Below are 19,059 nucleotides of genomic sequence, written 5' to 3'. Positions count from 1 at the left end.
GACAATAAAATAAGAAAAATATACTAATACATTATAAAACAGAAAAGAAATGAAAAACTTAGTAAAAACATTTGTAGCGGCTGCAATGATAGCCATCACAACATGCTCCATGGCTTCGGTTAAACCAGAGGAGCGTAATCTTGTCACAGCGGATCTGGCGGTGGAAGAATATGTAGGAGCAATGACGGAAGGACAGGTAATGTATCTGGATAAATTGTTTACATCGGATTTCAATCAGAAAATATGCGGTAAACAAGACCTAAGTCACAGCCGTTCGCAAATGATCGAGTTTCTGAAAAAACAAAAGGGAATAAAAATGAACTGTAAAACCACGACCCAGATTGTTGAAGAGCTGCCAGATTATGCCATTGCAAAAATAACTATGCAGTTTGACGGATTTTCAAAAACCGATCTGATTACACTTGTCAAAGAGAATGGTACTTGGAAAGTTTCCAAGTCCGTTAACTCATACCGATAATAGTGCGGTAGTACACCAATACGATAAGAGCAAAAAGTTTATCAGCAAAAAAGGTTACCCGAACAAGGTAACCTTTTTATTGTGGAGCATATCAGATTCGAACTGACCACCTCTTCGCTGCCAGCGAAGCGCTCTAGCCAAATGAGCTAATGCCCCTTTCTGTATTTCTGCCGCTAAGATAATACTTTTTTGTAAAAACCAAATCGGTTTTTTTGTTTTTTTGACTACAGTTTTTATTGCTTCTCGTTAAGCAGCTCTTCAGTTCGCTTGATCTGTCCTTGGTCTTGCCACTCATCATGCCCCGGAATAACCCTATTTATTTGCGGATATTTGCTTAATAATCTGGCCAATGAGGGCTTCCAGGCTTTGACATCCCCATCGCCTACAAAACCTAGATTTTGGGCATCGCTACTTTTGATAAAGCAGCCGCCGTCGAGAATTTGATAGTCTGGAAACCAAACTACCACGTTGTCGAGGGAATGTCCAGGACCAAAGAAATTGAGAACAAACGATTGGCCGCCTATTTTATAGGTTTTATTGATTTCCGCGAGTTGTGTCGCTTGCGCTTTATTGTTTGCTTTCAGTAGGGCATTGGTTTTTTGGGTTGCATAAGTAGGAATTCCTATTTTGTTATAATAGGCAAATCCACCCGCGCGGTCCTCATGCCAGTGTGTGGCATAAACTGCGATAACTGGTAGTTGATGTTTATGTTGAATGCTGTCCAACAGTGGCTGATATTGGGTGGAATCCCAAGGGGTGTCAAAAACGACTACGCCTTTTTTTGTGATTAAATAGACTGCGTTAGCGGCGTATCGGGTTCCTTCAAAAGTGTTGTAGGTCGTAAAGAGGTAAAGCTGGGAATTGATTTTTTCAATCGATAATGGCTTTTCTTGAGCCTGTAAAGAGGATAGGACGCATAAATTAACAAGTAACAAATACATCTTCACTCTGAGCAACTTGAATATATTTTTTGACATAATTAAATAAACGCTGGTCCGACTTGAATATTGTGCTCAGTAGTCCACTTAAGTTTTGGATGATGCAGTTTCCACGAAATCTTCGCGATAAGGTGTGAAAGAATCGATCAATTCGCCTTCTTCAAGGCACTCGCAGCCATGGATGTACCCCGGGTACACAATACAGGAGTCGCCGGCGGTTAAAATGCGGTCGATACCGTTGATATGATAGTTGAATTTTCCAGTATTTACGTAGGATATTTGTGTATGTGGGTGCTGATGTAGTGCACCGATGGCTCCTTTTTTGAACTGTACCTTCATGACCATGAGTTGTTCATTATATACCAATATTTTACGTCGGACACCGTCACCCAGATCCTCCCATTGGAGCTCGCTATCAGGTAAGAATATTTCGCTGTTTTTTTCTTTCATAGTAATAGATGTTAAAACTGTACCAATGATAATAAATAAATATGAAATTCTATGCTAGAACGAAACTTTACTGCCGTTTTGCCCATTTGCAAAACAAATGTAAAGCTAAAAATATCGCGAGGATAATTGGCGCTATAAATGAAATATTGGAAAAAACACTTACTTTGTTCCCTGATAAACTCAACACCTTGACATGGACTATTTCGATGATCTTATTAACCTGCTAGAGGAAGAACAGCAATACGATAAAATTCAGCACGAAACATTACTATTGCAGAATAATCTAAATGAAAGAAGAATGCTTGGGGTCACTTGGTTTCCTATTCGTATAACAGACAGCGAGCTGGGTAGGGGTGACTATTTAACCGTAAGTATAAGTCGGGCGAATTTTTTGGAATTCGAACATAAATTTCGTTTTGCAATGCCTGTTTCATTATTTTCAAACCATGCTCCGGAAACAGATCGGATAGACGGTGTCATAAATTGGGTGGGTAAAGATCAGATGCGAATATCATTTCGTTTGGACGAACTGCCCGACTGGACGCGACGGGGTAAACTCGGAGTGGATCTTTTATTTGATGAGCATTCCTACCGGCAGATGTTTTCTACTTTACAAAAAGCGAAGGAAATGGCCATCCTGTCGGATGAGGGAATATTCATTAGAAAGCTTATTGGTGCCGAACAACTTTCGAACACCAATATACAGGAGTTTTATCACTGTCCATCGCTGAACGCCAGCCAAAATAGAGCTGTTCAGCACATTCTGGATACAACGGATATCGCTCTTTTGCATGGGCCGCCCGGAACGGGTAAAACAACCACCTTGGTCAAAGCTGTGGTGGCCTTATTGCAAAACAACAGACAAGTATTGGTTGTCGCACCCAGCAATACAGCTGTGGATTTATTGACTGAACGACTGGACAAGGCAGGTGTAAGAGTGACTCGAATTGGTAACCCGATTAAAGTTTCCGAGCATTTGCAGAAGCTGACGTTGGACGGGAAAATTGACCAACACCGTGCAAATACAGAGATAAGGACGTTGCGAAAGCAGGTCCGAGTATATACAGACATGGCTCAAAAGTATAAACGTCATTTTGGAAAAGCGGAGCGCGAACAGCGCAAAGCGCTGTATGGTGAAGCACATCGGATTCAAAAAGACATCGACCGTATACAGGATTTTATTGTGGAAGATATTCTCGACAGTTCCCAAGTAATTACAGCAACACTAATAGGGGCTAATCAGGACGTGATTCGTGACCGTCAATATGATACAGTTGTCATAGATGAGGCTGCACAAGCTCTGGAGCCTGCCTGTTGGATCCCCATCTTAAAAACAGCGAAGCTTGTCCTCGCAGGAGATCACTGTCAGCTGCCGCCAACTGTGAAGTCAAACACACCTACGGCGAGCAAGCTTCATAACACCTTATTTGAAAAGCTTATCAAACTATATCCGCAGGCAATCTGCTTATTGGATGTACAATACCGGATGAACGAGCAGATTATGCAATACCCATCCGCGGCATTGTATGGTGGACTACTAAAGGCGGACGATGCGGTAGCGGGCCGCACTTTACCGCAGGATATAGAGCCTATTTTATTTATTGATACAGCGGGTGCGGGCTATGAAGAAACAGAAACTGACGGTGCAATTAGTAATATCGGCGAAGCCCGCTTTCTTAAGGCACATTTAAAGTCGGCAATACGACATTGGGCCAACGGGGATGATGTCGGCGGATGGCCCAGTATTGGCATTATTGCTCCGTACCGGCAGCAGGTTGCGCAGCTGATAGAAATCTTCGAACAGGACGAAGAGCTGGTTCCTTATGCAGCTATTCTACAGGTACAGACAATCGATAGTTTCCAGGGACAGGAAAAGGATATCATATACATCAGCTTGACGCGAAGCAATTTTTCACAGCAGATCGGATTTTTATCCGATGTACGGCGAATGAATGTGGCGATGACGCGCGCGAAAAAGAAACTGGTTGTTATTGGCGACAGTGCAACAATCGGGACACATCCTTTTTATAAAGAATTTATCGGCTATGCCGAGCGCATTGGGCACTATCATAGCGTTTGGGAGTGGGATATAGCGAATTTATAAGAGGCTGTCATTGATTTATGCATGGCCGGTCTAGGCATAACACTTAAGTTTAGTCGGCTCGGTATGATCATTTTTCTTTCCACACAAATGTTACCATAGGCGCTAGCCTCTCGAGGACCTTTGACTGCGGCTTGACAATTGGAAAGATTTGGTAGGGACAAAGTCCGTACCAAGCTATTACCAAATTCGGACTGTAAGGGGAGTGAGTCCACAGTGAGTCCACGTCGAGTGTACCTTTTAAGCTGCTTTCACTGTGCGTGCACGTTTCTTACAAGTCGGGGGGAGGCCGGAATTGGCCTTGACTTGTCCATAATCTGTCCAGAAGAAGGGCAAGATATTTAAGGAAATGCGCAATAAAGATCATGACGATAACGTAAAAAATGGAGCCGTATCAAAATAACTATTTTGATACGGCTCCATTTGCTGTCTCTTTTCTATATTTTAAGTGGCAGAAGATACAAATTTCATCCAATCGCTGTTATCGTAATAGTCGTTTAGTGGATCAGCATGGTGATTGCTCGACAACTGTCCCACGAGCATGGATAGGTCCATGCTCATATGCTGACGGGTGATTTCGGTCATTGTATCATTAAATCCGGCATTGTTGATTTGCAATACATATTGGAAACAGATGACACGGGCTATGATTTTGCCAAGTGTGACCAGGTCACGTTGCTTAGGCTGTAAGGGAAAATTAAAGTCCAGTAAAGTAGGGAAGAAAGGTGCTGCAAGCTCTGTAGCGGAATTTCTTTTCAGGAATGACAGCAAGTTGTTTTCTTTGTTTTTCCGCATTAATTTAGCGATAGCTTCGGCTACTTGAGCATATAGCATTTCGTTGGATCCTTCGAAGATCTGGAAAGGCCTGCTGTCGACCAGCCCACGGCCTGCAACATGATCTAACCGATAACCGTTTGCCCCGGATAATTGTACGCAGATCTGTGCGGCTTCATGCATTAAGTCGGTGACCAGAGCTTTAACACTGTTAGCGTCCATGCTGTGAGCAGAGAGATCGTTATGAATAGAGCTTATCGAGCTGCTGTGGGCGCACATCGCCGAACAGATGGTAAAAGCTGCTTGTAACCGAGATAGCTGAAACTTGACGGAGTCTATCTCGCTCAAGGGAATACCACCTACACGCCGGGCGGCACAATGTTTCATCGCTTCGTCCAGCATGCGTTTAATAAAACCCATTCCCATTCCCGGAAACTGAAGCCTACTCCTATGCAGGGTGTCGAGCATTAGTTTGATTCCCGTGCTTTCCGGTGTTAGGCGATGATCTTCAGGTACCTCAATATCTATTTTGTTGATTCCGTAAGGAATGGCATATAGACCGAGGCTATTGTATTTTTTCAGTACCTCAATCTTTTGTTCCTGAATGGCGTTGTCGGTTACGAAGAAGTCAATATCACGCACAAGTTCACCGTTCTCATTTTTCTTTCGCGCTGTGACAAGCCAAAAGTCTGCAGCACCAGTTAAGCCCTGCCAATGTTTTTCTCCCTGAAGGATATATTTATTGCTTTCTTGATGATATGATGTACGCATATTGAGCGCGTCACTACCGTAAGCCTGTTCTGTGATCATCAGGCCACCCATGGCCTTGTTTGTCAAAAAGCGTTCGAAGATCTTCTCCTGAAGCATGGGGTTGCCGTATTTGGCGAAAGGCTCCAGAAACAGCGCGATATTAATTCCGAAGATTAATGATAGAGAAAGAGATTCATAAGAGGCAGCCGCTAGTACACCTAAACATTCCTTAACGTGTAAACCTCTACCACCGTGATGTTGCGGTATGGCAACGGATAGAGGGTTCATTGTCATGATTTCGCTCAGGAACTGCGGTGGTAAGCCCCTCGTTAAACTCAGTTTGTTATAATCGTATTCTACATGGAACAGATGGGATAGCTTTTTCTTGAAATTCTCGATAAATAAATCGAAATCCTGCTTTTTGTTTGTGTGTTCTAATACGTTGGACATCTTAGATAGGGATTAAATGATGAAACATTTTTTTGCAATCGCAGATGTGTGCGTTATAGCTATACACGATAGTTTGAATAAACTACATCTCAATCGCTATACAAAAATAATCCATGTGATGCTAAGCAGTTCGTCAACTTTTGTATAAAAACTAGGACAAATCGTGCATGTTACTTTTTAGGACGATTTACTCCGATAAACACTTGGTGAAACACCAACAATTTTTTTAAATAGCCGGGAGAAATAGGACGGATCAGAAAATTCAAGTTCGTAACAGATGTCCGAAACACTTTTAGTGGATTCAAAAAGAAGGAGTTGACTGTGCATAATGAGTACTTCGAGAATTAGCTCTTTGGATGATTTTTTGAATACAGAAAATACGCATCTATTGAGATAATTGGTCGATACAGCTAATTTGTCCGCGTAAAAGGAAATATCTTTGTGTTTTTTGAAGTTTTTGTGCACAAGTTGCTTGAACATCATGGCAATTTCCTGACGTCTATTGAGCGCCTGGTACGAGGACGACAGCTTGATGATTTTTAGGAGCAATGATTTAAGTAGGCTTTCATAAAGCTCCTTATAGGGTGATTCAGACAGTAATTCATTATACAGCATGTTGAACAGCTCATGTAGTTCAGAGCTCTCCTGGCTGGTTAAATTAAGCAGCGGAGAAATATTGAAGACATTCAAAATTTCCTGCTCTCTAAATATGGAAGTCATGGCGTTATCATTGATTAATACGCAGTGGCCTGCCGCTGATTTATCGACAGATTTGATGGTCGATATATTTCCATAGTTGCTAATAAGGACGGCTGGGGCTTGTACCACATATTCTTTTGCTCCGATTTTGTGTTTAAAATAGCCTTCCGTGATATGCACAAGGAGATTGTAACCCAAGAAAATAGGTGGAGTGGGAAATTTGATGTAAGGAGCGATTTCGCTGAGCTGAAAAATTTTGATCGGTGATTGCTGATACCGTAGATGTTCGAGACTTCCCGTCATAAACCGATCCACAAACTCACCTGCGTTTACCTGCTTGTCCATTGTTGTCAGTTGCTTCTTGCAAAGTTATGTAAGTTTAAACAGTCGATGAATATCTTTTGCCCTTAGACTATACCCGCTTTGTCTGACCATCTTTCAAAGGTAAAACAAAATAAAATAGACCTGAAATACCCTGCAGTTAGGAGGATAGTCCTATTTTTATTTTCTTAAGATTTTGTCCATTGGCTTACCTTTGGCCAATTCATCCACTAGTTTGTCCAAATAACGAATTTTTTGCATTAATGGGTCTTCAATATCTTCGATGCGATATCCACAGATTACACCAGTAATTTTGGAAGCATTGGGATTTAGTCTGGGCGCCTGATTGAAAAAGTGTTCAAAATCGATTTTGTCCGTTATCACTTGTTGAAGGGCATTGCTATCGTAACCTGTCAGCCAAAATATAATCTCATCCACTTCTCCTTTGGTGCGTCCCTTTTTTGTTGCCTTCTGAATATAGTGGGGATACACCCCTGCGAACGACATGCGGTATACTCTAGTATTATCCATTTCTATATGGTATGAAACTGTCAGATAAAGTTAGCTTTTTAGCTCAAAATTTCCTAATGTCGTGACTAATCGTTCCCTAATGCTTGCTCACGTCTCCATAGCAATTGAGTGTATCGGAAAGCCGCTGTCGTGGTTTATAAATTTATTGATTTATAGTGTATCTTTATCTGTTCTTTAAAACAAGCACAACTATGAACTTAAGATACATTCGTAATCAAATCCATGTAAATGAGGAGGAGCAGCGACGTATTAAGGATTTCCCGATACTTATTGGCGGCTGCGGTATAGGTAGCTATATAGCAGAGTGTCTTTTACGTATGGGATTTGAGGACCTAACCATTATAGACGGAGACGTCGTGGAACTGACAAACCTAAACAGACAAAATTATAGACATGAAGATATCGGAATTAAGAAAGCAATCGCGTTAAAGCAACGTCTGACATCGATAAATCCGGATGCAAAAATAACTGCTTATACCGACTTTATAGACTGCAGTAACCTATATAGTCTTAATATTGGACACAAGGTGGCCATCAATGCACTGGACTTTTCATCGGATATTCCTTTTTTATTTGATGAACATATGGCACATAAAAACATCCCGGTTGTGCATCCCTATAATTTAGGATGGGCAGGATTTCTAACGGTAATAACACCCGAAAGCCGTAATTTGAGGTCATTGGATAAGGCGCATCAGATCTTTGAAATGAATGTGGGAAAATTTATTGTGGACAATCTAAAGGACCAGGGGATTAATACTGAATGGCTGGAAGAGTTCCTAAGCGAATACGGTAAGATAGCGATGGACTCTCCACCGCCCCAACTGGCCTTGGGATTATATTTACTATCCGGAATGGTTTGTCATGTAGTATTCAATATCGCCACAGGCAAACGTATAAAAACTTTTCCAGAGTCCTATTATTTAAGTATGTTTGATTAGAATGGTTAAAAATAATGTGATAATATACTATTTTTGTATACCATTAATGGAGGAGGTCTAAACTAGTAAAATTATTGTTGTTAAGCATACTCAACGTTAATCCCATGAACTGGACACCAGAGAATTATTATTTTACGAAACTTCGTAAAGATGAACTGCCCGACCTTATTGATTTTTACTTAAGAGCCACTCAGGAGCACTATAAACTTTCGGCATATTCTGAACAGGATTATCAGATGGATTATGCATCGTTGATCGGCGAAGATCTGGTGTTTTTCGACCGATCAGTGTATTATGTCTTGCGTAGTAAGACGGACAATGGAATTCATGCTTCGATCAGGATCACTTATTGGGATAGGGAAACGAAGTTACCCATCCAAAAGTTATTTGCCATAAAGACCGAAGACCTGTTGTTGCCCGATATTGAAAATTTTTGGCACATCGGCCGGTTTGTGATTTCCGGCAGAATTGCGGGAAATCGGATTAATATTCTCAAAAAGATGCTTTTTGATGCCTTTTACGTTCCCTACAGTTTGGAGGCTGGATTGATAATCGCCGAATGTGATCGAAAAGTAGTAAATACTTTACGAAAACTTGAGATAGAATCTTACCAGCTCGGTGATCCTATTATCTACCTTTATTCTGAAACCTTGCCTATTTATATCCGGTCAGAATGGTTGGAGATTTTCATACAGAAAAACAGATTGTCGCAATGGAGCGATGCAAATGAAGTCGATATTCACAAATTTATAAATATGGCAGATGGGATACTCTGTTCAAAAAATAGATAGCCGGCATCGATTAGAAAAGTGATAGTTCGATGGCTAAAGCTGTTGCTTCAGTGATACTTTTTACTTTTAACTTCGAAAAGATCTGTTTTTTATGGAATTTGACAGTATCAATAGAAACATAGAGCCTATCGGCGATTTGGTCCATCGTGAGCCCTTGTGCAGAAAATAGCAGAATGTCTTTTTCCCGTGGTTTCAGTTTAATACGTGGGGTTTCAACCCATACATCATTTTTCAGATCGTATTCAAACTGCCTTCCGTCCTCATCCGATTTAAATCTGATATTGCCTGACGTGGGATGTGAGGATATAGAAACCAGGCAGACAGCGATCCAGGGATTAGAGCTGTCGTCTAGAAGTAAAGGTTTCAGTTTATGATTGATGAGGAGAGGTTTGCTGCCGGGCTGTTCCAGATGGAAGTCGTAAGATATCGAGTACTTTAAGCGGTCGTCAGCGTTAAGTTTGCCATAGAAATCAAAGCCGACATCGTTAATTTTCTTCAACAAGCGCAAATCGTTTTCCGGCACATTATTTACGTAGTGGCGATAGCCCTCCTTCATAACTTCCGCTGGGGTACTTCCACAGAGGAAAATGGGGTTGTCAGAAACGAATAAAAAGCTCTTTTTTGAATAATCAATGAGGTAGATGCTCTGATAAGTTAATTTGCTTAGAGATTTTGCAAAATTGATAAAGGCTTCCACTATTTCGTAGTCATCTTTGCTAAAGTTGTCTTTAACACGTATCGGCTTAAAAAAATCTTCTATTTTTATTTTCATAGCATTTTGCAATGATCCTCTAATATCGCTCCGGACCTCCGAAAGATTGTAAATATTTAGTGTGCAAGTTATCAAATTAACTACCCATGCCGGCTGATACAAAAAAATGACTTTTTTATTCAACTGATTTTGGAGGTAAAACTCTTATCGGTGTTGATGTTCTATGGTACACTAAATGTCTATTGCGCAGAACAGTAGCACACTACACAAATGTGTAGAATACGCTTTTTCAAGCACAATGACATCTATTACTTTCTATCTTTATGTTGTCAAAGCTATTAAATTTATATTAAAGATAATCTATTGGATTTAAAATAACCAATGGGTAGGGGTATCTTTTCTCCTATTTTTTTACATTTTAGTAAATTGAGCCATGAGAGGTAGACTCAATGAAATACAATCTTGCTAATTCACCTGTCGCAGTTTAAGCGATACATCTTTTCGCTAAAGAAGCCTTTTTCATAAACGTACTCAAGGGTCAACACATTTGACATGTGCGATGTAAAGGACTAAGGCTTAAATCCCGTGAAAGATAACTTTTGACGTTTATTCCTTTCGCTCGACATGTAGAAAAAAACCTAACAGCTCAACAGCTTGGATAACCTTGTTTATTATGTATATACATTTTATTTGTTATTTATTGATTTTTATATTACTATTGTAATACAAATCTTTTTTAATTGCTTTTTTTTGTGAGTTTTGTTGGTTTTATTGTGCTTTGTATGTATGTACAATTTAGGTTTGACGCATCTTGATATATTGTTTTTGCTGTTTGAGAATAGGTGACAAAGTTATTCGATTTCGAACGCGATAGGATCTATTGCAGCAGAAATGAATCTAATCGCTTTGGTTTCACTTTGCATATAAAATTGGGGATGATGAAAAATAGCAGATTTAAACGTGTTTCTAGGTACATTCAGAAATATATAGGGTTAAAATCAGACATTATGAAAATAAAATTTTTTGTCGTTCTTACTAGCTTATTGTATATCTTAGGACAACCTGTTTACGGCCAGGAAAAAAATATTTGGCAAATAGGCGATCCAGACGGGTCGAGCAAAGAATTTGCTTTAGCCCCGGCTGATTATAACAAGTTCCTGCAGCATGACTTCGGTTACGAAGATAATAATTTTATTATAGGACAATCTTCAGCATCGCGCGATCTTCCTTACGTACTACCTGGACCCGCTAATGGATGGGGAGGGACTGGTGGGACTTCGGGGCTGAGGACACACTTTCTAAATTTATATTATGTGCTGAACAGTCATATATCGAATGGTCCGTGGTTTTTTGAAGTCAAATTGGTCCATAGTGATCCTAAAAATAGGGCCACCTTGCAGATTATGGTTAACGGCAGGCCTTATAACTATGAGCTAGCAGATGAAAGTGCTCCGGTTGATCCGGTAGGCTCAGGTTCTGGCGGAGCCACTGTTCGGATTCCCATACCGGCGAACCTGATTTCTGGAGGATTTAATCAAATTACGCTCACTGTAATAAAAGGAGGTTGGGTGCAATTTGATTCTTTTAGGCTATCAGGGCCTAATGGGGTTAGACTGCTAACCGATTTCACTTCAATAGTAAAAGATGTAAAGCAGCTGGACTTTGAACTGTTTGATGGAGAGACGCGCACTCAATATATGCTGGTCGATCTGCTGAAATTGAAAGACGATCAGCGTGTAAGGGTATTACTGGATGGAAAGAAAATCTATGAAAAAACACTTGAAAAAGGCTTGTCACGGCTTGAAATACCCATGCCTTATACACCGAAAGAGGTGGACAGTGAATATCAGATATATGTTAACGAACAGCTGATAGATGCGGGTTCCTTGGTCCGGAGCCCAAAGCGATTAGGGGGAGTGGCGGATTATGTAAATACTATGATAGGTTCGGCGCATTCGAGGTGGATGCTGGCCCCTGGGCCGTGGATGCCATTTGGAATGGTGAAAATCAGTCCAGATAATCAGAATATAGGCTGGCAGGCGGGCTATGAACCGTCAATCGAATCGATCGGTACCTTTAGTCATATACATGAATGGACGATGGCAGGCTTGGGTACTTTCCCGACCGCAGGACCATTAAAAACCCGTGTTGGCGATCAGTACAGTGCAACGGGCGGCTATCGTTCTGCCATCGATAAGACAAGCGAAAAAGCGCCTATTGGATATTATGAGGTTCATCTGCTTGATTACGATATTGATGCCGAACTGACGGCTGGCACACGATCTAGCTTCCAGAGGTATACGTATCGGCAGTCGGATACGGGGCGCGTTATGGTCGATCTTAAGGTCAACGGGGAATATGACTATAAGCTAAAGGATCTGTCACTGAGAAAGGTATCCGATTATAAGATTGTCGGTCACAGTAAGCAGCTGTCTGAAAATGTGTGGTCCACTGATGCAAAGCAAGATTATGCTATCTATTTTGTTATGGAGTTTGATAAGCCGATAGTCAACTATGGAACTTGGCATAATGATAAAATAAGGTACGGATCCGACTTGGCGGCAGATAGTGCTAATTTTGCGGGAATGTATGTAGAGTTTGATGTCAGAAAAGATAAAACTTTGCAGCTCCGGACAGGCATATCTTATGTAAGCATTGCCAATGCTGAAGAAAATCTGAAAACCGAGCTTTCGGATCCGTTTGGTTGGTCGTTTGAACGAGTGGTAGATAACCAGCGTCAGGTTTGGAACGAACTGTTAGGCCGACTCGAGATAAAAAGTACAGATTATCTGGAGAAAGAAAAGTTCTATACGAATATGTATCGTACGTTGGCCAGCCGAAATACCTTTAGCGATGTCAATGGGCAGTGGCGATCTTCCGATGAAGTCGTCAGAACATTAACACGGTCGGATGACCTGGCCTTGGGCTGTGACGCCTTCTGGAACACATTCTGGAATTTAAACCAATTCTGGAACTTAGTGACACCAGAATGGTCAAGCAGGTGGGTACGTTCTCAGCTGGCGATGTATCAGGCTAACGGTTGGCTGGCAAAAGGACCCGCGGGCATGGAATATATTCCTGTAATGGTCGCTGAGCATGAGATACCGCTGATTGTAGGCGCCTACCAGATGGGGATCCGGGATTACGATGTCACAAAGGCATTTGAAGCCGTAAAGAAAATGCAGACGACAAGTCCCCTGAAATTTGAGGGCGGCTTCGCTGGAAATCGCGATCTGGATGTATATTTAAAATATAAATATGTTCCTTACGATCTAGGAAGATTCTCCAATTCGATGGAATACAGTTTTGATGATTGGACTGTGGGGCAATTTGCAAAATCTCTAGGAAAAAATGAGGATTATAAGTATTTCAATGAAAGAGGTAACTGGTGGAAGAACGCGATAGACAGTGAAAGCGGATATGCGAGGATGAAAGACGCTAAGGGGGAATGGTTTAAAGATTTTGATCCGTTTAAGTCTGGCGCAAACCATCATTATGTAGAGGGGAATGCTTGGCAGCTGACCTTTTTTGTGCCTCAGGATATTCGGGAGCTGGCCAAAATAATTGGTGAAGAGGTCGTTCTAAAACGTTTGGAATGGGGATTTCAAGAGAGTGAAAAATGGCGGTATAATGGGCCCAATGATCAGTACTGGGATTATCCTGTCGTTCAGGGAAACCAGCAATCCATGCATTTTGCTTATATCTTTAATTGGTTAAATAAGCCTTGGTTAACGCAGCGTTGGAGCCGCTCCATTTCAGAGCGATACTATGGTCAGGGAATTTCAAATGCATATCTGGGTGACGAAGATCAGGGGCAAATGAGCGCATGGTATATCATGAATGCCATTGGACTGTTTCAGCTTGATGGTGGCACACGGATGAATCCTATTTACGAAATCGGAAGCCCATTGTTTGAGGAGATAAAAATCAAATTAGGACAGAAATATGGACGGGGGGCGCAATTTACGATAAAAGCAAAAAATGCAAGCAAAAAAAATATGTACGTACAACGTGCCAGTTTAAATGGAAGACCACTGGATACATTTTACTTTGAGGCTTCGGAGCTCCTAAAAGGTGGAGAGCTCATCCTGGAAATGGGTGAAAAACCAAATATGCAGTGGGGGCTTTTGCGCTAACGAGTTGCAAATAAAAGAAAACAGAACAACAGCCGATGATAGCACTCCTATTACAACTAAAATTAATATGTTAAAGTTTGGTTAAACACAGCTATTGCTGATAACAAATCGCTGCAAAAGGAGTTATAAATATAGTTTCATAAATAGGTTAATAATTGGTTAGTTGAAAAACTCCTGAAGTTCCCCGCTTCAGGAGTTTTTTTTGTCTGACGGCCATCATATTCGGTCCCGGCTTCTGCAAGTTTCATTTTGATAGCTACCATTGTGTTGCTAAAACCTATTAACATTGTAAAATGATCGATATTACTCCTGCTGATAGTTGTATATTTTTGGTATTATCAGTAGTATTGTGACCACACTAACATGCGCTGTCCGCTGATGAAGAATACGATTAGTAAGGCGCTTATCAAGATGATATGATTAAGTTTTTTCGCTATATCCTTCTGGGATTATTTATTTGGGATAATGTATCTGCCCAAAAACTTCCGACAGATTATGTCAATCCTTTTATTGGAACAACCAATTATGGCACGACGAATCCGGGAGCTCAAGTGCCTCATGGACTGATGAACGTATCGCCTTTTAATGTCATGGGGTCATCAATCAATGCTATTGACAAAGATGCACGATGGTGGTCCACACCATATGAGCATAGTAATAGCTATTTTACCGGCTTTTCCCATGTAAATCTGAGTGGCGTAGGCTGTCCGGATATGGGAAGCTTGCTGTTGATGCCGACATCCGGAAGATTGGAAGTTGATTATCGCGAATATGGAAGTACATACGCTCAAGAAGTAGCTCATCCGGGCTATTATAGTAATGTATTAAAAAAATATGGTATCAAAACAGAAGTGACTTCGACAACTCGGGTGGGGGTGTCAAAATTCACATTTCCGAAAGGACAGGCCAATATCCTACTCAATCTAGGGGAAGGACTTACAAATGAGACAGGTGCTTCAGTCCGGTATGTCAGCGATACCGAGCTTGAAGGGTCCAAGCTGCTAGGTTCGTTCTGTTATACCAACAATCAAGCGGTCTATCCGATCTTTTTTGTGATGCGTGTCAACAAGAAACCTTCAAGGAAAGGTTACTGGAAGTATCAGCGCGCGGGGCAGAAATGGGAGAATGACTGGAACAAAGATGCGGGCAAATACAAAATCTTTACGGAGTATTCAGACCAATTATCGGGCGATGACCTGGGAGCTTTTTTGAGCTTTGATCTTCAGGAAAACGAGACTGTGGAAGTGCAGCTTGCAGTTTCCTTTGTAAGTGTTGAAAATGCGCGCAAAAATCTAGAAGCGGAGCAAGCGGTGTTTGACTTTGAAAAAACGAGGTACCGGGCATCATCCTTATGGGATGAAGAGCTTTCGAGAATTTTAGTAGAAGGAGGTACCGACGATCAGAAAACTGTCTTTTACACTGCTCTTTATCACGCGATGATCCATCCGAACATATTACAGGATGTCAATGGCGAATATCCTGCCATGGAGAGTAGAAAGACACTCGTCACTGGGCGCAATCGATATACAGTATTCTCATTATGGGATACGTATAGAAATGTACAGCCACTCATGTCGCTCGTGTATCCGGAGAAGCAAACGGGCATGATACGTTCCATGATTGATATTTATAAGGAAAATGGCTGGATGCCGAAATGGGAGCTGTACAGCCGGGAAAGCTATACGATGGACGGAGATCCCGCGGTTCCGGTGATCGTGGATGCCTGGATGAAAGGTATTCGGGATTTTGATATCCACACAGCTTATGAAGCGTTTTTGAAGTCAGCTACGACTACGGATTCGAGCAACAGAATTCGTCCGGACAACGCTGATTATGTAAAGTACGGTTATGTGCCACTACGTGATTCGTTTGACAATTCCGTATCTCATGCTATTGAATACTATGTTGCGGATTGGAATCTGGCGCAGCTGGCTAAATCATTGGGGAAAAATAAAGATGCTCAGCTCTTTGGTAAGCGGGCACAGGGATACAGGCATTATTATTCTGCAGAATATGGTACATTCCGTCCTATCGTTGCAAATGGATCGTTTTTATTTCCCTTTGACCCACTGATGGGAGCTAATTTCGAACCCAATCACGGTTTTCACGAAGGCAATGCATGGAATTATAGTTTTGCGATTCCTTTTGATATTCCTGGGCTCGTCAAATTAATGGGCGGAAAGAAAAAATTTGTTGATAAACTGCAGGCTACCTTCGATAAAGGCTTCTTTGACGTAACAAACGAGCCGGATATGCTCTATCCACACGTATTTTCGGAAATAAAAGGGGAAGAGTGGCGCACACAGAAGTTGGTGAAACAGATACTTGACCAGCACTTCACGAATAGCCCGGGTGGTATTCCGGGGAATGATGACACAGGAACGATGTCGACTTGGGCATTAATGAATATGATGGGAATTTATCCTTTCTGTCCCGGTAGACCCGACTATACTGTGGTTACACCTGTATTTGATAAGGTTACCATACAGCTGGATAAACAGTTCTATCCTAATGGGGATAAAGTAGTCATCAGACGTAAAAAAGAAGACACAGGAGATTATATCAAGCGGATTCTAGTCGATGGGAAGTCCCTGAATGGTGTTAAGATCAGCCACGATGTACTGGTAAATAGTAAGGAAATTACCATTGTTACTGGAGAGAGAAATGTTCATTAAAAATTAGAGTAAACCATTAATTAAATGAAAAATATAAAATACCTGATGGGTGCGGGGCTGCTGGCTTTGGTGGGTTGTGCTTCGCTAAAGGATAGGGGTGTTGATAGATATGCACAGATTGTCAATCCATTTATCGGCACTGACTTTACTGGAAATACATACCCTGGGGCACAGGCGCCCTTTGGTATGGTACAATTAAGTCCAGACAATGGGTTACCGGGCTGGGACCGTATCTCAGGTTATTTCTATCCAGATAGCACGATCGCCGGATTTAGTCATACACACTTGAGCGGTACAGGAGCCGGCGACTTATATGACATTTCTTTTATGCCGGTAACATTACCTTATCACGAAGCTGAAGCTCCTCTAGGTATTCATGCTAAGTTTTCGCATCAAAACGAACAGGCCCATGCAGGATACTATCGGGTCAAGCTGACCGACTATGACATTCATGTAGAACTGACAGCAACCCCTCGCTGTGGCATTCAGCGGTATACTTTTCCAGAAGCAGACGCCGCAGTATTTCTGGACCTGAAAAAAGCGATGAACTGGGATGTTACGACAGACTCCTATATTGAGGTGGTCGATTCAGTGACAATTCGTGGTTATCGTTATTCTGAGGGTTGGGCTAGGGGACAGCGTGTCTATTTTGAAACGCGGTTTTCAAAGCCCTTTCGCGCCGTGCATATCGACAGCTCGGCCATCTTGTCGGTTATGGATACTGTAAAAAAGACCACAGAGCGTATCGGTACCGCATACAAGGCGCGTTTTGACTTCAAGACAGTTGCCGGTGAACAAGTAACACTCAGTACAGCCCTTTCAGGAGTAAGCATGGCAGGGGCGTCCAAAAACTTAAAAGCGGAAGTCCCGAAAGACGACTTTGACTATTATCTAAAGCAAACGGAAAATAGATGGAACGAAGAGCTGGGAAAAATTGCCATCCGGACAGCGGATAAAGATGCCAAAGTTAAATTTTATTCAGCATTATATCATTCGAAGTTAGCTCCTACAATATTTGGAGACGTCGATGGTGCTTACTTCGGTGCGGACCGGAAAATTCATCGAGCTGAGGGGTGGACCAATTACAGTACGTTTTCGTTATGGGACACATACCGGGCTTCACATCCCTTATTTACGTATACTGATCCAGACCGTGTCAATGATATGGTCAAATCCTTTATTGCGTTCTATGAACAAAATGGCCGGCTACCCGTTTGGAATATCTATGGAAGCGAAACAGATATGATGATCGGTAATCATGCTATCCCAGTTATTGTGGATGCGTACTTAAAAGGGATTGGCGACTTCGATGCTAACAAGGCGTTGGCTGCCTGTGTGGCCACAGCAAATATCGATCACTATCGAGGAATAGGCCTTTATAAAAAATTAGGTTATGTTCCTTATGATGTTCAAGATACATATAATAGCGATAACTGGTCACTGTCCCGAACACTGGAATACGCTTTTGACGATCATTGTATCGCTGTTATGGCGGATAGGCTGGGTAATAAAGCTATTGCTGCAACATTTTCTGCGAGGGCAAAATATTATAGAAATGTCTATAATCCGGCTAGTTCTTTTATGCAGCCCCGTCACAGCAGTGGCAAGTTTGTTGCGCCTTTTGACCCTGAAGAATATAGTACACATATCTGTGAAAGCAATGCCTGGCAGTATTTTTGGTCGGTTCAGCACGATATTCGGGGATTAATGGATCTCGTAGGTGGGAAATCCCGATTTGCTCAGAAGCTAGACAGTATGTTCACCATGCATCCCGTGGACAGCAGCAAACTCCCGATCTTTAGTACCGGGATGATAGGGCAATATGCGCATGGAAATGAGCCGAGTCATCATGCCTTGTACCTTTTCAATGCCGTTGAGGAACCTTGGAAAACGCAACACTATGCTGCGCAGGTCATGGAAACGTTGTATCTGAATAATCCTTCTGGTCTGAGTGGAAATGATGACTGTGGTCAAATGTCAGCGTGGTATGTCTTTAGTGCACTTGGTTTTTATCCGGTTGATCCTGTGAGTGGCAGATACGAAATCGGCACTCCTATATTTCCATATAGCGAACTTAAGCTGGCCAATGGTAAAAAATTTACGGTCAAAGCTAACAGGGTGAATAAATCAAATATCTATATAAGGTCAGTCACGATAAATGGAAAACCACTTGAAACAAGTTATATTACACATGAACAAATCATGTCGGGCGCAAACCTCGTATTTGAGATGAGCAATAAGCCCGGTCCGGTATGGTATAAAACTCGATAAATTAATACAAGTAGTCTTTATTATGGAGCCTCCGCAGCGCA

The 19,059-nt window shown here is 41.7% G+C and carries 13 protein-coding genes and 1 tRNA gene; 7 read left to right on the top strand and 7 right to left on the bottom strand.

The genetic code is table 11. The annotated features are described in order from the left end of the window. The first annotated feature begins 49 nt into the window (after positions 1-49). A complete protein-coding gene (locus K7A41_RS09265; RefSeq protein ID WP_265713507.1) occupies positions 50-478 on the top strand; it encodes a nuclear transport factor 2 family protein in 429 nt (142 codons plus the stop codon). 82 nt (positions 479-560) lie between these two features. Here K7A41_RS09265 and K7A41_RS09260 read toward each other — a convergent pair. The 3 genes from K7A41_RS09260 to K7A41_RS09250 all read right to left on the bottom strand — a co-directional run bounded on the left by K7A41_RS09260 (position 561) and on the right by K7A41_RS09250 (position 1,866). Further along, positions 561-634, bottom strand: a tRNA-Ala gene (locus K7A41_RS09260). 77 nt (positions 635-711) lie between these two features. After that, a complete protein-coding gene (gene bla / locus K7A41_RS09255) occupies positions 712-1,455 on the bottom strand; it encodes a BlaB/IND/MUS family subclass B1 metallo-beta-lactamase (protein WP_265713506.1) in 744 nt (247 codons plus the stop codon). 48 nt (positions 1,456-1,503) lie between these two features. After that, positions 1,504-1,866 (bottom strand): cupin domain-containing protein, encoded by a 363-nt coding sequence (locus K7A41_RS09250; protein ID WP_037532524.1) that lies wholly within the window; start codon positions 1,864-1,866, stop codon positions 1,504-1,506. A 193-nt stretch (positions 1,867-2,059) separates the two neighbouring features. Here K7A41_RS09250 and K7A41_RS09245 point away from each other — a divergent pair, with 193 nt between their 5' ends. After that, the gene (locus K7A41_RS09245; protein WP_265713505.1) at positions 2,060-3,970 is read left to right on the top strand and encodes an AAA domain-containing protein; all 1,911 of its coding nucleotides are present in this window, start codon (positions 2,060-2,062) and stop codon (positions 3,968-3,970) included. Positions 3,971-4,411: 441 nt separating this feature from the next. On the opposite strand, the gene K7A41_RS09240 is transcribed toward K7A41_RS09245, so the two are convergent. The 3 genes from K7A41_RS09240 to K7A41_RS09230 form a co-directional block, all read right to left on the bottom strand. Further along, positions 4,412-5,941, bottom strand: coding sequence for an acyl-CoA dehydrogenase family protein (locus K7A41_RS09240; protein ID WP_265713504.1), 1,530 nt, complete (start codon positions 5,939-5,941; stop codon positions 4,412-4,414). 177 nt (positions 5,942-6,118) lie between these two features. Further along, the gene (locus tag K7A41_RS09235) at positions 6,119-6,985 is read right to left on the bottom strand and encodes a helix-turn-helix domain-containing protein (protein ID WP_265713503.1); all 867 of its coding nucleotides are present in this window, start codon (positions 6,983-6,985) and stop codon (positions 6,119-6,121) included. A gap of 156 nt (positions 6,986-7,141) precedes the next feature. After that, positions 7,142-7,492 (bottom strand): DUF2200 domain-containing protein, encoded by a 351-nt coding sequence (locus K7A41_RS09230; protein WP_265713502.1) that lies wholly within the window; start codon positions 7,490-7,492, stop codon positions 7,142-7,144. Positions 7,493-7,683: 191 nt separating this feature from the next. On the opposite strand from K7A41_RS09230, the gene K7A41_RS09225 reads away from it, so the two are divergent. Continuing rightward, positions 7,684-8,433 (top strand): HesA/MoeB/ThiF family protein, encoded by a 750-nt coding sequence (locus K7A41_RS09225; RefSeq protein ID WP_265713501.1) that lies wholly within the window; start codon positions 7,684-7,686, stop codon positions 8,431-8,433. 104 nt (positions 8,434-8,537) lie between these two features. After that, on the top strand, positions 8,538-9,224 hold the full coding sequence (locus tag K7A41_RS09220) for a hypothetical protein (RefSeq protein ID WP_265713500.1): 687 nt from the start codon (positions 8,538-8,540) through the stop codon (positions 9,222-9,224). A gap of 10 nt (positions 9,225-9,234) precedes the next feature. Here the strand turns inward: K7A41_RS09220 and K7A41_RS09215 are convergent, their stop codons facing one another. Continuing rightward, positions 9,235-9,996, bottom strand: a complete 762-nt coding sequence (locus K7A41_RS09215) for a response regulator transcription factor (protein WP_265713499.1) — start codon at positions 9,994-9,996, stop codon at positions 9,235-9,237. 947 nt (positions 9,997-10,943) lie between these two features. Between K7A41_RS09215 and K7A41_RS09210 the strand changes: the two genes are divergently transcribed. The 3 genes from K7A41_RS09210 (at position 10,944) to K7A41_RS09200 (ending at position 19,018) form a co-directional block, all read left to right on the top strand. Continuing rightward, positions 10,944-14,072 (top strand): GH92 family glycosyl hydrolase, encoded by a 3,129-nt coding sequence (locus tag K7A41_RS09210; protein ID WP_265713498.1) that lies wholly within the window; start codon positions 10,944-10,946, stop codon positions 14,070-14,072. Positions 14,073-14,488: 416 nt separating this feature from the next. Beyond that, entirely contained in the window at positions 14,489-16,747 is a 2,259-nt protein-coding gene (locus tag K7A41_RS09205) for a GH92 family glycosyl hydrolase (protein WP_265713497.1), read from the top strand. Between the two features lie 24 nt (positions 16,748-16,771). Then, entirely contained in the window at positions 16,772-19,018 is a 2,247-nt protein-coding gene (locus tag K7A41_RS09200; protein ID WP_265713496.1) for a GH92 family glycosyl hydrolase, read from the top strand. The last annotated feature ends 41 nt before the right edge of the window (positions 19,019-19,059 follow it).

It is taken from the genome of Sphingobacterium sp. InxBP1 (assembly GCF_026191775.1).
Classification (GTDB): domain Bacteria; phylum Bacteroidota; class Bacteroidia; order Sphingobacteriales; family Sphingobacteriaceae; genus Sphingobacterium; species Sphingobacterium thalpophilum.
This window is presented reverse-complemented; position numbering and strand designations above follow the sequence as displayed.